Source organism: Bacillus sp. 22475, from assembly GCF_052044835.1.
Classification (GTDB): domain Bacteria; phylum Bacillota; class Bacilli; order Bacillales; family Bacillaceae_G; genus Bacillus_A; species Bacillus_A cereus.
The window spans coordinates 473368-488644 of the sequence record NZ_JBQENW010000001.1; the positions used below are offsets into that span (position 1 = coordinate 473368).

A 15277-nucleotide genomic window follows, 5' to 3' on the forward strand; every position below is an offset into this window, starting at 1 on the left:
ATTCATCCTTTTATTACCAAGGTATAATGCCATCTTTATTAAGTGTTTTACCATTATAGTTTGTTTCACTTAATGCATATTTAATAATAATTTTAGCACTTTCAGTGGTTGTATGGCCACCGGGGGAATTTCCATTAAGATCCGTAGTTGTAAAACCAGGAGTTACCCCAAATACTTCTGGACCGTTAGTAGCAAATTCTTTACTAAAAGCTAATGTTAAAGCATTAATAGCTGTTTTTGAAGAATTATATCCTAGTGTATTAATTGGATGTGTTTCACCATTAGCAAACATTGTTAGTGAGGCCATGTCAGTTGTTACATTTATTATTTTACTGTTGCTTGAATTCTTTAATAATGGTAAAAAGGCTTGCATCATTTGGAAAGTTCCAAAAAAGTTAACTTCAAATCCTTGGCGTAAAGTTTCAATATTTAATTCACTAGGTAGCGTATTGAAGTCTAGTGCTATGCCTGCGTTATTAATTAATAAATGTAAGTGGTCAGTCGTTTCGTAAATTTTCTTTGTTGCTTCTTGAATGGATTGTGCATTTGAAATATCTACTTGAATATAGGAAACGTTTGAAACATTTAAAGATTTTACGGCTTGTTGTCCAAGTTGTTCATTACGAGCACCTAAAAATACGTGATAATCTTTTTCTGCTAATTGACGAACAAGTTCATATCCAATTCCTTTATTCGCACCTGTTATAAAAGCATATTTTTTCATATTGAATTCCTCCAGTAGTGTTATAGTAGGTTACAATGGAAAGGATACAGCCTAAACTTAAGTTTAGGTCAAGAGGAATTTTTTAAAATAAATATAGAATATCTATATATAAGAGTGAGAATTCTTATCATTTAAGAGAAAGTCTGTTATTATAAGAGATGTAGGTATTATATTTTCAAGGGGATGAAAACATGGAGTACAGAATTGAAAGAGATACATTAGGAGAAATAAAAGTTCCAGCTGATAAATTATGGGCAGCACAAACACAACGTAGTAAAGAAAACTTTCCAATTGGAACAGAGCAAATGCCGCTTGAAATTGTAAAAGCATTTGCAATTTTAAAGAAGAGTGCAGCGCTTAGCAATCAAAAATTAGGAAAGCTATCAGAAGAAAAAGCAGAAGCAATTGTAGAAGCTGCGGATGAAGTGATTGCAGGGAAATGGAATGAACATTTTCCGCTTGTCGTATGGCAAACAGGTAGTGGTACACAGTCAAACATGAATGTGAATGAAGTAATTGCAAATCGTGGGAATCAAATTTTGAAAGAGAAGGGATCTGACGTACACATTCATCCGAATGATGATGTGAACATGTCACAAAGTTCAAATGATACATTTCCAACGGCGCTTCATGTAGCTTGTGTAATCGCAGTAGAAAATCAGGTATTACCAGCAATTACGAAATTAAAAGAAACTTTAGCAGAAAAAGTAACTGCATTTGAACATATTATAAAAATTGGTCGTACACATTTACAAGATGCAACGCCGTTAACTTTAGGGCAAGAAATTAGCGGATGGCACCGTATGCTTGAAAAAACAGAGCGTATGATTGCAGAGAGCAATACATATATGAAAGAGTTAGCAATTGGTGGAACTGCGGTTGGAACAGGTATTAATGCTCATCCTAAATTTGGTGAGATGGTATCAGAGGAAATTAGTCAATTTACAGGTAAGCAATTTATTTCTGCACCAAATAAGTTCCATGCATTAACGAGCCATGATGAAGTTGTATATACTCACGGTGCATTAAAAGCATTAGCTGCGGATCTAATGAAGATTGCTAACGATGTACGTTGGCTTGCAAGTGGTCCGCGTAGTGGTCTTGGAGAAATTATTATTCCAGCAAATGAACCAGGAAGCTCTATTATGCCAGGTAAAGTAAATCCAACGCAAAGTGAAGCATTAACGATGGTTGTAGCGCAAGTGATGGGGAATGATGCAACAATCGGATTTGCTGCGAGCCAAGGTAATTTTGAGTTAAACGTATTTAAACCTGTTATTGCTTATAACTTCTTACAATCAGCTCACTTATTAGCGGATGCAATTGTTTCGTTTAATGACAATTGTGCAGTTGGTATTGAAGCAGATGAAGAAGTAATTAATGAAAATGTGAATCGTTCACTAATGCTTGTAACAGCGCTAAACCCACATATCGGATATGAAAATGCAGCGAAAATTGCGAAGCATGCTCATAAAGAAGGATTAACTTTAAAAGAAGCAGCATTGCAATCTGGACTACTAACAGAAGAGCAATTTAATGAAATTGTAGATCCAAAGAAAATGATTGCTCCAAAAGAGTAATAGAAAAAGCCAGGGTTCTGAGTATAGAATCTTGGCTTTTTTGATGTTCATTTTTATGTTTCATCTACTTGCAATACTGCAAGCTTCAAAATATATTATTTGTTAGCGGGCGTATTCATTACTTTCATCTGTGGGCAGTTCTCTTTTAAGAGTGAAATGAATTTTTCTTCTTCTTGTGGTACGAAAGTGGTCACTGAGTCAAATAAATTATAATTAATTTCTAATTGTTGCCTCGTCCATTTTTTTGAACGAAGTTTTTTGCCAGAGTACTTAATATGGCGAATGTCTTTAAATGGGATTTCAGTACGAAGTATGAAACCGTGTTTTACAACAAGAGATGATTCCGTTACGTTGTAGTGAGAGAAATAGAATGAAGAAAGATTCACGATATTTAATAGCATCATGAGAGTGAAAAAAATAGAATTTTCATTTTGGAAGAATAACGAAACGAAAAAAATAATTATAAATAATGTAATGAAAATGACGTGGAATGGATTTTTTTTCGCTTTAAATTTCAAGTTAGTCACCTCGGTATACTTGTTCTTTAACTAAATTAAATCATAACATTGTGATAAAACGTGTGAATATGCAGAATTGCATATTCACACGTTTTATTATTCATGTAAAATTTCTTGATGGGATAAATTTAAAAGAAGTTTTGTAATAGTGGAGTGGCATGGAGTGACTTACAAGAATAGAAAGATAGCGTTAGTCATAATTAGTTGTATGATGATTATGAGTAGTTGTGCTAATAAATTTGTTGAAGATAGAAATCGAAAGCATACATTTGTACAAGCAAGTAAGGTTTTAATAGAGACTGTAAATAGAATATATAAAAAGTAAAAGGTGTTTTCTTATACGGAAACATCTTTTTTGTAGTTAAAATTGAATACTGAAGTTTTGGCATGAGTGAATACCGGTTCCATATTCACTAATCGCATATGTATTCTGTGCAATTTTCTTAACGGTAAACCAAGGGGGGATGAAGAATATTCATGTTCTATTTTACATCCTATAAAATGAATTTGTATAAACATATTCGCTTCTCGTTGTATTAAACCCTTTCGATAGATGTTTTTTTAAAAGTTTATAAAATGGGCAAACGAAACGTTGAAATGTTTGTTTGTGTTATGATAAGATGATGAAGTGATAATAAACGGAATAGTGATTTGTTTGGTTTTTAAATAAACATTTTGAAGGAGTGTTTAGTATGAGTGATATTTCAGAGAAGTTTTGGGATGCGTCAATAGAGGAATTAAAGAAAGGGTATGTGTTTGATGAAGAAAAAGAGGAGTACATTTGCTTAGCTTGTGGTGAAACATTTATTAAAGGTGTTATTTATCAAGATAATCAAATTTTGTATGAAGCAGAGAAGTTCGTCCAATTGCATATTCAAAATGAGCATACGTCTATGTTTGATTATTTGTTAAATATGGATAAGAAATTTACTGGTTTAACGGATTTACAAAAGAAAATGGTTCAGTTTTTCCATATGGGACTGAATGATAAAGAAATTGTAAAAGAAATGGATGGCGGAAGTACATCAACAATTCGTAATCATCGATTTACACTGCGAGAGAAAATGAAGCAAGCAAAAGTATTTTTAGCGCTAATGGAATTATCAGAAGAAAAATCAAAAGTACAAACGAAATTTGTGCCAATTCATAGAACAGCAACGATGGTGGATGATCGATACAATATTACGGAAGAAGAAAATGATGAAGTATTAAAAGCTCATTTTACAGAAGGATTAGATGGACCTCTCTCTAAATTTCCGAAGAAACAAAAGCGTAAATTAATTATATTGCGCCATTTAGTGAAGAAGTTTGATAGTAATAAAAAGTATAATGAAAAAGAAGTAAATACAGTGATAGCAAAAGTATACCCTGATTTTGTAACATTAAGAAGATATTTAATCGAATATGGATTTTTAGATCGAACAGCCGATGGAAGTCAATATTGGGTGAAGTTATAATCATACGAAAAGAAAATGAATAGAAGCACAGTATTATAACAACTATACAAAGAGATAGAGATTGAAAATAGATGTTTAATAAAAGGAGAAATGAAATTTGAAACCACCTGCAGATAACAATAAAGAAGGTGCGGAGTCACATAAGTTGGAAAGTGAGAGTAAACCGATTTGGAAATCGATGTCGATGTTTTTAGTACCGTTATTATTAAGTAATGTACTACAATCAGTTGGACAATTATTTGGTATGGTAGTAGTAGGAAGATGGCTTGGAGTTAATGATTTAGCGGCCATATCAGCATTCTTCCCGTTATTTTTCTTACTCGTTTCATTTGTAATTGGTATCGGTTCAGGAAGCTCTATTTTAATTGGTCAGGCGTTTGGTGCTAAAAACGAAGATCGTTTAAAAGCTATCGTTGGTACGACGCTGACATTTACCTTTATTATTGGAGTTGTGTTGGCGATAATAGGCAGTATTTTTGCGATGGATATTATGCGTCTAATGGGAACGCCAGAAAATATTATTGAAATAAGCGTACATTATGCACGAATTTTATTTATATCGATGCCAGTATTATTTTTATATTTCGCATACACAACATTTATGAGAGGTACAGGAGATTCTAAAACGCCATTTTACTTTTTAATTGTAAGTACAGCTCTAAATATGATCTTATTACCGATTCTTATTTTTGGATGGTTAGGAGCTCCGAAATTAGATGTGTATGGAGCAGCCTATGCCTCTGTTATATCTACAGTTATTACGTTTATTGTCATGCTGGTGTATTTAAAGAAGAAAAATCACCCATTACAACTAGATGGCACGGTTAGAAAATACCTTCGAATGGATGGGGAGTTATTAAAGTTATTGCTAAGACTCGGTATTCCAGCAAGTATTAATATGATATTAGTTTAATTATCTGAAATTGCCGTAATCGCGTTTGTAAATCGCTACGGTTCGGATGCAACAGCTGCTTACGGCGTTGTGAACCAAGTTGCAAGTTATGTACAAATGCCAGCGGTTAGCCTTGGTATTACAGTTTCCATTTTTGCGGCACAATCGATTGGTGCGAATCAATTTGATCGATTGCAGAAAGTTGTGAAGGCCGGAATTATTATGAACTACGTCATCGGTGGTGTGTTAATATCTCTTATTTACTTATTCTCAAGAGACATTTTATCACTATTTTTAACGAGTCAAACTACAATTGAAATTGCTCATAGCTTAGTTATGATTACGTTATGGAGTTATTTAATTTTCGGTCATGCACAAATTATTAGTGCGACAATGCGAGCGAGCGGTACAGTACTTTGGCCAACTGTTATTGGAGTTGTTTCAATTTGGCTTGTAGAAGTACCCGTAGCATATTATCTTTCTTACCATACAAGTCTTGGAATAGAAGGCATCTGGATCGGGTATCCAGCAGCATTTATTGTCAGCTTAATATTACAGTATGCATATTATAAGCTTTCATGGCAAAAGAAACGAATTACACGATTAGTTAGTTAAATAGAAAAAATGTCCCTAAGTTATTAGACTTAGGGACATTTTTTCGTAAGTGCAGGTTTACAAATAGCTTTTTAAAGTGATATCAAAATGTTGTCTAATGAGTGTTTTATCACTCATATAAAACTCCCACGCTTTTTCCGGTTCACCGATAATCTCAAAGGATTCTTCTGTAATATATAAAGCGCAATTATCCTCGAGTGCAATTCCTTCTATATTCCCTTGATGATTTTGTAAAAAGGAATGGAAGGCGTTCATTCTGTTTAATTGATTATAATGTGGACAAAATCTTTTATTAACAATCCCCCATCCGTTACTCTCTATATAACCAGAACCTTCATAATCTGATCGGATACTAGACGTGAACCAACACATAGCACCAGCGCTATAACCAGCAATAAGTGTTCCTTGTTGCAGAGCCAATAATAATTTTTCATCGAGTCTATGTTCTTTCCATTGTGTAAGCATGTGAATATAGTTCCCGCCACCAAGATAAATTAAATCGGCTGAATGAATCATCTCGTCTATTTCATACTTAGAAGGTAAATCTGTTGTAGTACGTAAAATTTGTACTTCACAATGTAATTGTTTTTCAAACGTGTCTAAAAATAATTTTATATAGCTTTCATCATCATGACTAGCCGTTGGAATAAACAATATTTTTGGGTACTGTTTATTTGTTAATTCTATAAGGCGTTCATTAATAGGCAAGTGATTTGAATCTTGTAAATCACCGCCACCAATGACAGCTAATTTCATAGTAAAGCACCACCTAATCATTTTTGTTATATAAAAATTCGATAGAAGAGAGTTACATTCCTTCCGTAATGTAATCAATAATTAGAAAATGTAGCTTAAGTATATCGGAATAGTAAAGAAACTACTGACTATATATACCAATGCATTAGAAACCATTCATTGATATATAATATTTCATACTAATGTTTCAAAATATGGAAAAAATATGTTTAAATAGATGTAATGACGCATTCATTCATATTGAATTTATACTTATATTTTAAAAGGGTATCGGAAATAATAGCGATTTTCTAAAACAGTTTTTACTTTTAATAGGAAGTTGTATTACAATATGGTAAAATTATTTCAATATATTTATTTAATATGAAATACAAAGAAGGAGCGTGAAAAAAGTGGATTTTCGATTTGAATTTACAACGAAGCTGAAAGAATACTTAGACGATGAGAAGGATGAAAAAATAATAAAAGATGGACATAGAGATGTAATTTTTCACTATTTATATGCGTTAGAGACTGAAATTGGCGTTGTTAAAAATCCTAATTTTACTTTTTTTGCATCAGGAAGACGTTCACATATAGTGTTAGAAAACGTTGAATTTAAAACAGAAGTAAATGTAAAAAGTAATATAATTGAAATTACAAAAATAGTGGATAATGTCGTTATTCCATTAGATACTATCGTAGCAAAAGATCGGGAATTATTTGCACTTGGACGTAATGAGAAGTTTAGTGTACAAATATTAGAGCAGTATCTTTTTGAAACATTTGGAGAGAAGCTAGGATTATAATGAATGGAATGGCGTACGTATTTATAAGTAGTAAATTTTAGTGTATCTCGTTCGTGTTTGACCTTTTATTTAATTTGTACTACAATTCGTAGTGTGAAAGGAGCTATACTATGTTTACTCAAAACTATAAATTAAATGAGCGCGGGTTAAATCATTTCTTTGGACCGCTTGAAGCGAAAATTATGGAGATTGTTTGGTCTAACGAAGGTATTACGATTAAAGAAGTGCAGCAGAAATTAAGTGAAGAATCGCCTGTGAATTTTAACACTGTTATGACAGTTATGAACAGGTTAGTAGAGAAATTACACTTAGAAAAACAGATTGTAAAAAGAAGTGGCATATATCGTGCTGTACAAACAAAAGAAGAATTCTTATCCAAGCAAACGAAGAAAATGACACAGGAATTGATGGGGGAATTTGGAGATTTAGTTGTAAATTATATGTTAGATGAGTTAGAGCAGGCTGATCCGACTTTAATAAAAAAGTTAGAAGACAAATTGAGTCAGTTAAAAAAAGAGGATTAATGAAATGAAATGGCAAATGCGTAAAATCGTATTGTTAGCAGTAATTGTTAGTACCCTCTTTTTCAGTATGTTAGTGTATTACGTTACATATCCATTTCTGTTTCAAAATAAGATGTTCTTTCTTTCAAATTTTTGCTTGTTCCAGTTAGAAAAACATATGAAAGAATTATCGCTGATTCGTATTATAATCGCTGGATTATTATTACTTACTATATTAATCGTATGCAAAAGAATTTGGCGACAATTTTTCTATAGTAAAAAATTAAAAAAAGTACTTATCCCTTTCATCCGAAAAGGAAAACAAATATATATATTACCGACTACGGAAGTTGCGGCATTTACAGTTGGGCTATTTCGTCCGAAAGTTGTCATGTCAGAAGGGATGCTTCAGACATTTTCAGATGAAGAAATGGATGCAATTATTTTCCATGAAGAATATCATCAAAATAATCGTGATCCGTTAAAATTATTTTGTTTTACGCTATTAGCAGAAGGCATGATGTACATACCGATATTAAAAGGGTTGTTACAGCGATATCATACGTATCAGGAGCTAGCTGCTGATAGATATGCTATGCGAAAAATGGAATCTTCATTTGAGTTAGGTAGCGCGTTATTAAAATTAATTAAAATAAAGACAATGGAAAATCGATGTGTTACAGCTTCATTTGCAAAAACAGCAATAAATTTACGAATCGAGCAAGTGCTAAATGAAAAAGTTGTGAAGTTTAATATCCCGTTACATACGAATTCGGTATATGTAACAATAGGGTTATTCTGTGTGTCGGTTGTCCTTATTGTCGGAGAGTGCATATAGCCTCTTTTTTTAAGGATAAACACTACTCTATGTAGTGTAGATAGAGGTATTGTCATTTATATCATGATACTTTTTATCGCTATATATCTTATTTATCATATATTACAGGTATTTTATTGTATATAAATCAAATGACGGAAATGACAGCATTCATTATTCGTCTATTTGGTGGAGTTACAGGATTTTAAAATGAGGAGGAAAAAGAGTGAAGAAATTAATTGCTATTATACTAATAGGGGCACTCGTTTGGGCGGGGATCAATTTTTATAATTCAAAGAAAGAAGAGAAGGAAAGAAAAGCGAAACAAGCAGAGTTACAGGAGAAAGAAGTATTACCACAAGTCGGTTTTAAAGCACCTGGCATCACATTAAAAGGATTAGACGGAAAGTTACAGTCGTTAAATGATGCAAAGGGAAAACCGTATATTATTAATTTTTGGGCATCATGGTGTGGGCCATGTGAAATGGAGGCACCTGACTTAGTTCATATGTATGATAAATATAAAAAGGATGTTGAAATTTTTGCGGTGAATGCAACTGTTAGTGACCCAGTACAAGAAGCAAGCGCATTTGCTAATCGCTATGGATTTGAGTTTCCAGTTCTACTAGATATGGACGGAGTAGCTGGACTAGATTATAAAGTATTCTCTTTACCGACGACATTTTTTGTTAATAAGGATGGAATTATAGTAGATCATGTACGAGGTGTATTACCACCAGATCAATTAGAAAAGAAATTTAAGAAATTGATTGAGAATTAAAAGGAGATTTCGTGACGATGGAGTGGATCGTGAGGTTACAACCCGTATCTCTTATAATTGGAAGTCTATTTGGATTTATGTTGATGAAGCGAAAGATGAGGCATCAAAATGTATCATATGAAAAAATGATGGATACCGTAACCAATGCTTTTCTTATCATCGTATTTGTATGGAAGTTTGCACCGGCAATTTTAAATCCTGTATGGGCCTTTGGGGCGCCGGTGCAAGCATTATTAGCTGTTGGAAGTATGCAACATATTGTAGTAGGATGGGTAATTGCTAGTGTATACATTGTTTGGAAAAGTAAAAAGGAGCAATTTTCGCTTCGTATTTTACTTGATGTACTGCCTTTTGGATTGGGTATGAGCATTATCTTTTATTTTCTATTACATCATGAAGTAGGTGTACAAACGACACTACCATGGGGAATGAAAATATATGAATCTAGACTTGTATATCACCCTATATTCGTATACGAGATCATCCTTGCTCTTTGTATAATGGGCTTGTTATGGATGAAAAATGAAAGGCTCGGAAATGGAAAGAATATAAGTGTTTTTCTAATTATTGAGGGGTTTGCTCAAATCATTATTTCGCTTGTTAGTGAACATAATTCGGTTCTGTTTGGTCTATCAGCACAGCAAATAATGAGCTTTTGTATTATTAGTTTAGGGATTTTGCTGGTACCGAAAAAATAAAAAATAGCCATGTACAGAGAGTATCTGTGTATGGCTATCTTTTATAAGCATATTTCTTCATCATATGCTAAATCATTATATTATAGAAACCTAAAAACCCCTTTATTAGGGGTTTTTAGGTTTCTATAGGTCTGCATGTGTTTCTTGTTTATCTGTATCCCATTTTGGAAGTTGTTTTGCTTGTTGACTTTCAGTAAAATTATTAAATCCAAAAGCGAGTATGCATGTAAAGGTTAAAATAGCTAAACTAATCTTTTTCATTATCTTAGTGCCTCCTTAGTTAATAATTTTTGTTTTGCTTCGTAAGTTTTGAAAAAATATTTTTGAGATTTCTCTATTTTATTCACTTTATGAAATTCTACTGCTAATAATTCGTAATATTCTTGTACATAATCGTATAATTCTTTGCTGTTAAAATATGTAGTGCCTGCAATGATCGCGTTTTCTAAGTCGTCTAGAATACCAGTGTGTTGTGTTTTTAAGATAGTGAAATGGTGTTTATATTCTTGATTATTTAATTCATTACAAATTTCTAAGCCTTTTTGAACCCAATCGTTTGCAAGTTCTTTTTCATTTAAACTAAAATGTTCTTTGGCTTGTAGAAAATTGGCTTTTAGGTGTTTAGGTAATTTGTTTGTAACTATTGTAAGATGTCTAATAGCAAGGGTTGATAGATTTTGAGAAGAGTAGAGCCAACCTAAGTTATTTCGAACTTTTAAGATTAGTGTATCGTCTTTCAGCTTTTGTAAAATATTGATTGCTGAATTATAGTTCTCTTCGGCTTGTTCGAATTGTTTTAAATAAACAGAACATGAGCCTAAAATGTTTTCGCATAGAGCTATTTTAATTTCATAACGTGGATATTTTGAGAAAATCTCTTTAGCTTGATTTGCATAATTGATTGCTGTAAGTGGTTTGTTTGTATGGTGATTAAATATAGCGAATTTATATTTATATTCAGCTTCTTCTAGTTCGCCTGGTACATGTTTTAAAAGGGATTCAGCTTTTTCGTATTCTTTTTTTGCCTCATCATAATTTCCAATAATGGTAGCATGTTCAGCTTTAAAAAAGTGATAATAATAAGTAATAAAGTCTTCAGTTATTGGATTGTCTAAACGAACAATTTGACTAAAAGTATTATACTTAATGTTTGTCCAATCGGTTAGGACCTTATATTTAAAGTTTAGTAGGGAGTAGTAAAGCGATAGATTTTGATCAGCTTCAATTTTATTAATCTGTTTCTCTATTTTTTCTTTTAATTGTTTCGCTTCAATTAATTGCTCCGCTACCATTACTTGATATAAAATGTTTAATTCGTTGACAATTTGTTCATGTTCTTTTAATAACACACTCATTATATATTCCCCCATCCGATAAAAGTATCCTAATTTAATTATTTCTATAATAGCAAAATAGAAGAAGTATAAGAATGATTTTTATCATATTTTTCAACAAAATTCTGAAAAATAAATTAACTTACATGTGAATATTACAAGTGCCTCTGGTAGTGGTGGGATGAATCTGACTCATGATACGTTAACATCAATGGGAGGGATAGTTCCACTTGTAAATATGTTTTTAGGAGGATTGTTCGGATTGGGTCCAACTGTTAAGTTTTTAACAAAAATTTCACTTTTTTATTTAATAAAAACAGGATAATCCGTATTTTATAAGAATCATCCTGTTTTTATTGATATATTAAAAAATCGGCGGAGTAACAGAAAATAAGACTATCGCGTTTTTTTCAAAATGATTCACCCATTTATGCTTTAAATAAGCAGGTATCTTTACACTGTCGCCAGTTTCTAATACGTATTCTTCCTCATTTAAATATAATGTGATTTTCCCATCTAAGACAAATGCTAATTCTTCTCCTTTATGTTCTAGCACATTTTCTGATGAAGCTGTATTAGGCGGGACGGTCATAATTGCTGTTGCTAAATTTCCAGTGAAATCAGGTGAAAGCATTTCATATGATAAATTATCAATAATCATTTTCTTTCGTTTATGGGAACGTACAATTAAATCGTCTGTATTTGTATCTTCAAGTAAAAAGCTAAATGTTGGCACATCAAGAGCTTTAGCAAGCACTTTTAATGTTTGGATAGAAGGGTTAGCGGACCCGCGCTCAATTTGACTTAACATTGATGGTGTAATATCGGCCATCTTTGCTAGTTCTTTACTAGTTAAACCTTTTTCTTTTCTTTGTTTTTCAATTTTTTTACCAATATCTATATTTTCCATAATGAAAATCTCCTTAATGATTATTAAATTATATTTAAATAAATTAAATTTAAATTAACTTAATTGGATTATTTGTGTTAAACTATATTAAAATTAATTATAATTTATTGTATGGTGAGCTACAAGGATATAAGGAGGAAACAAAATGAAAGAAATAGGGGCATTACAAGCAGAATACCCGTTAGTGAATAAACTTATTGCAACAGAAGAAGTATTTTGGATAAATCCAAACATAGAAAAGTATGAAACAGCAATAAAAGATACACGATTGAATGAAGAGAATGTAAAAGATGCAGAAGAGAGATTAAAGCGTTTTGCACCATATATTGCGAAAGTTTTTCCTGAAACGAAAGGGACGAACGGCATAATCGAATCACCTTTAGTGAAAATACCTTCTATGAAAGAAGCTTTAGAGAGAAAATATGAGCAACCTATTTTAGGAGAATTATTATTAAAATGTGATAGTCATCTTCCAATCTCAGGATCAATTAAAGCTAGGGGCGGCATTTATGAAGTGTTGAAACATGCTGAGCAACTAGCATTGCAGCATGGAATGGTAACAGAAGAAGATAATTATTCCGTTTTAGATAGTGATACATGTAGAGAGTTTTTCTCAAAATATTCAATTGCAGTAGGTTCTACAGGGAATTTAGGACTTAGCATAGGGATTATGAGTGCGAATCTAGGTTTTAATGTAACTGTTCATATGTCAGCAGACGCAAAAGAATGGAAGAAAGGTTTATTAAGAAGTAAAGGTGTAAACGTTATTGAATATGAAGATGATTATAGTAAAGCAGTAGAAGAAGGAAGAAGACAAGCGGATGCGGATCCTAGCTGTTATTTTGTAGATGATGAAAACTCGCATGATTTATTTTTAGGATACGCAGTAGCAGCATCAAGATTACAAAAGCAATTAGAAGAGTTAGAGGTTGTAGTAGATGAAAATCATCCTTTATTTGTTTATCTTCCGTGCGGAGTAGGAGGAGGACCTGGCGGAGTAGCATTCGGTTTAAAGTTATTGTATAAAGACAATGTTCATTGTTTCTTTGCAGAGCCAACACATTCTCCTTGTATGTTACTCGGCTTAATGACAGGCCTTCATGACAAAATTTCCGTTCAAGATATCGGAATTGATAATGTAACAGATGCGGATGGACTTGCGGTAGGAAGGCCATCTGGATTTGTCGGTAAAACGATGGAACCATTTTTGAGTGGGAATTACACAGTAAGCGATGAAGAGTTATATAGATTGTTAAAAGAACTAGCTGATACGGAGAATATTTATTTAGAGCCTTCTGCACTAGCAGGTATGATAGGGCCAGTGAAAGTATGTAAAGAAGATGAGTATTTACAAAAGCAACAGTTAACAGAGAAGGTGAAAAAAGGTACTCATATTGTGTGGGGAACGGGTGGAAGTATGGTTCCAAAAGATATAATGAATGAATACTATAGGAAAGGTTTGGAATTAACGGTATAAGAAAAATGAGGCTAGTTGTAGCCTCATTTTTTCGTGTACATAAAAATCTTTGTTATTTTCACAATAGTTCTTTATAGTATATATAAAGGATGACTAATATTGAATAAATACAACAAAAAAGCTTTATTTTACATAATAAGAGGATGTGTATACGATGTCATTACAGACTAAATATATAGCGGGTATTTCGCTTGGGGTTATGGGTGTCGGCTTTGCGGCTTCTATCCCTTTTCAAGGAACGGTAGCAGGAGAGATTATACAAGGGGGATTTGAAGCTGGATTGGTTGGTGGACTTGCGGATTGGTTTGCGGTTACTGCTTTATTCCGTCATCCGATGGGAATACCAATTCCGCATACAGCTTTGTTACCTAAAAACCGTAAACGGGTAACGAAAGGGCTCATTCATACGTTAGAAAATGAATGGCTGACGAAAGAAAGTATTACGAATAAAGTAAAAGAGATGCAGTTAGCACAAATGATACTGCAAATTGCTGAGAGAGAAATGCAGTCTGATGCTGTGAAAAAGGGGATTGTAACGATTGCAGAGAAAGCAATTGTTACAATAGATACAGAAAAGTTAGCTGTTATTATTGAAAAAGAATTAAAAACATATTTGCATACAATTAATACAAGTAACATTTTACAAGTGCTTGTTGATCAATTAGTTGTGCAAGAATATGATGAAAAGACACTTGATTACATATTAGTGAAGGTAAAAGATTGGACAGCGCAAGATGAAGCTCGTTACCAGCTCGGTAGCTTAGGTATGAAGGCGATGGAAAATATAAAAGTAGATGGATTCTTGCAGTTTACTTTGAAATCATTTATGAATATTGTAGATGAAGATAAGATTGGCGGCATTTTGCAGAAGTTTATCATTAGTAATATTAACAGCTTACAAGAGGCTGATAATAGCACAAGACAACTTATATTAGCGAAGATTCGTCAAGAAATTATCAATGTAAAAGAAAATGAAGCCTTATTACAGGAATTGGAAAATTGGAAAGAAAAGTGGATTGCGAATTGGAATGCTACTGACAAAATAAAAGAGATGCTAGAGCAAGTACAACAAAGAGCAGTTGCTTTTGTAAATAATGAAGAATTTGCTGATAAATATGTTATTCCGTTTTTACAAAAACAAATGAACAAAATAAAAGAAGATGAACAAACTGTTCAAAAAATAGAGGAGTGGTTACAAAAGCAAGTTGTCACACTTGTGGAAAAGAACCATTCGAAAATCGGTAAGCTTGTACAAGAAAATCTTGATAAGTTAGATGATAAAACGTTAATCGAAATGATTGAAAATAATGTCGGTAAAGATTTACAGTGGATCCGAGTGAACGGGGCGGTTTGCGGATTTATGATTGGATTAGTGTTAGAAGGAATTAAAGCGATTATATGAGAAAAACCTTCCGCAATTGCGGAAG

General features: G+C 32.7%; 16 protein-coding genes and 1 pseudogene. 11 read left to right on the forward strand and 6 right to left on the reverse strand.

The window, feature by feature from the left end:
* Window positions 1-13: 13 nt before the first annotated feature.
* Window positions 14-724, reverse strand: coding sequence for an SDR family NAD(P)-dependent oxidoreductase (locus ACTJJY_RS02650; protein WP_440604925.1), 711 nt, complete (start codon window positions 722-724; stop codon window positions 14-16).
* A 191-nt stretch (window positions 725-915) separates the two neighbouring features.
* Between ACTJJY_RS02650 and fumC the strand changes: the two genes are divergently transcribed.
* Window positions 916-2304 carry a class II fumarate hydratase gene (fumC, locus tag ACTJJY_RS02655; protein ID WP_440604926.1) on the forward strand — a complete coding sequence of 463 codons (1389 nt, stop codon included), beginning with the start codon at window positions 916-918 and terminating at the stop codon, window positions 2302-2304.
* Between the two features lie 95 nt (window positions 2305-2399).
* Here the strand turns inward: fumC and ACTJJY_RS02660 are convergent, their stop codons facing one another.
* Complete coding sequence (locus tag ACTJJY_RS02660; protein WP_000669072.1) at window positions 2400-2822, reverse strand: PH domain-containing protein; 423 nt, start codon at window positions 2820-2822, stop codon at window positions 2400-2402.
* A 692-nt stretch (window positions 2823-3514) separates the two neighbouring features.
* On the opposite strand from ACTJJY_RS02660, the gene ACTJJY_RS02665 reads away from it, so the two are divergent.
* Window positions 3515-4279, forward strand: a complete 765-nt coding sequence (locus ACTJJY_RS02665; RefSeq protein WP_440604927.1) for a DUF2087 domain-containing protein — start codon at window positions 3515-3517, stop codon at window positions 4277-4279.
* A gap of 97 nt (window positions 4280-4376) precedes the next feature.
* Window positions 4377-5786, forward strand: a pseudogene (locus ACTJJY_RS02670) (MATE family efflux transporter).
* Window positions 5787-5843: 57 nt separating this feature from the next.
* Here the strand turns inward: ACTJJY_RS02670 and ACTJJY_RS02675 are convergent.
* Window positions 5844-6542: a peptidase E gene (locus ACTJJY_RS02675; protein WP_000762115.1), complete on the reverse strand. Its 699-nt coding sequence runs from the start codon at window positions 6540-6542 to the stop codon at window positions 5844-5846.
* A 392-nt stretch (window positions 6543-6934) separates the two neighbouring features.
* Between ACTJJY_RS02675 and ACTJJY_RS02680 the strand changes: the two genes are divergently transcribed.
* From ACTJJY_RS02680 to ACTJJY_RS02700, 5 genes are all read left to right on the forward strand, one after another.
* The gene (locus tag ACTJJY_RS02680; RefSeq protein ID WP_440604928.1) at window positions 6935-7330 is read left to right on the forward strand and encodes a DUF3942 family protein; all 396 of its coding nucleotides are present in this window, start codon (window positions 6935-6937) and stop codon (window positions 7328-7330) included.
* Window positions 7331-7440: 110 nt separating this feature from the next.
* Window positions 7441-7854, forward strand: coding sequence for a BlaI/MecI/CopY family transcriptional regulator (locus ACTJJY_RS02685; protein WP_440604929.1), 414 nt, complete (start codon window positions 7441-7443; stop codon window positions 7852-7854).
* A 4-nt stretch (window positions 7855-7858) separates the two neighbouring features.
* On the forward strand, window positions 7859-8671 hold the full coding sequence (locus ACTJJY_RS02690; RefSeq protein WP_440604930.1) for a M56 family metallopeptidase: 813 nt from the start codon (window positions 7859-7861) through the stop codon (window positions 8669-8671).
* A 205-nt stretch (window positions 8672-8876) separates the two neighbouring features.
* Window positions 8877-9431, forward strand: coding sequence for a TlpA family protein disulfide reductase (locus ACTJJY_RS02695; RefSeq protein ID WP_440604931.1), 555 nt, complete (start codon window positions 8877-8879; stop codon window positions 9429-9431).
* Window positions 9432-9448: 17 nt separating this feature from the next.
* Window positions 9449-10129: a prolipoprotein diacylglyceryl transferase family protein gene (locus tag ACTJJY_RS02700; RefSeq protein WP_440604932.1), complete on the forward strand. Its 681-nt coding sequence runs from the start codon at window positions 9449-9451 to the stop codon at window positions 10127-10129.
* 123 nt (window positions 10130-10252) lie between these two features.
* Here the strand turns inward: ACTJJY_RS02700 and ACTJJY_RS02705 are convergent, their stop codons facing one another.
* Both ACTJJY_RS02705 and ACTJJY_RS02710 read right to left on the reverse strand, forming a co-directional pair.
* Window positions 10253-10390 (reverse strand): hypothetical protein, encoded by a 138-nt coding sequence (locus tag ACTJJY_RS02705; RefSeq protein WP_000724012.1) that lies wholly within the window; start codon window positions 10388-10390, stop codon window positions 10253-10255.
* Entirely contained in the window at window positions 10390-11484 is a 1095-nt protein-coding gene (locus tag ACTJJY_RS02710) for a tetratricopeptide repeat protein (RefSeq protein ID WP_440604933.1), read from the reverse strand. The genes ACTJJY_RS02705 and ACTJJY_RS02710 overlap by 1 nt, the downstream gene beginning before the upstream one ends.
* A gap of 127 nt (window positions 11485-11611) precedes the next feature.
* On the opposite strand from ACTJJY_RS02710, the gene ACTJJY_RS02715 reads away from it, so the two are divergent.
* Window positions 11612-11788 (forward strand): ATPase, encoded by a 177-nt coding sequence (locus tag ACTJJY_RS02715; RefSeq protein ID WP_440604934.1) that lies wholly within the window; start codon window positions 11612-11614, stop codon window positions 11786-11788.
* Window positions 11789-11827: 39 nt separating this feature from the next.
* Here ACTJJY_RS02715 and ACTJJY_RS02720 read toward each other — a convergent pair whose 3' ends face one another.
* Window positions 11828-12373 (reverse strand): helix-turn-helix domain-containing protein, encoded by a 546-nt coding sequence (locus ACTJJY_RS02720; RefSeq protein WP_000427637.1) that lies wholly within the window; start codon window positions 12371-12373, stop codon window positions 11828-11830.
* 145 nt (window positions 12374-12518) lie between these two features.
* Here ACTJJY_RS02720 and ACTJJY_RS02725 point away from each other — a divergent pair, with 145 nt between their 5' ends.
* Window positions 12519-13850: a D-serine ammonia-lyase gene (locus ACTJJY_RS02725; protein ID WP_440604935.1), complete on the forward strand. Its 1332-nt coding sequence runs from the start codon at window positions 12519-12521 to the stop codon at window positions 13848-13850.
* Between the two features lie 154 nt (window positions 13851-14004).
* Window positions 14005-15252 (forward strand): DUF445 domain-containing protein, encoded by a 1248-nt coding sequence (locus tag ACTJJY_RS02730; protein WP_440604936.1) that lies wholly within the window; start codon window positions 14005-14007, stop codon window positions 15250-15252.
* Window positions 15253-15277: the final 25 nt, after the last annotated feature.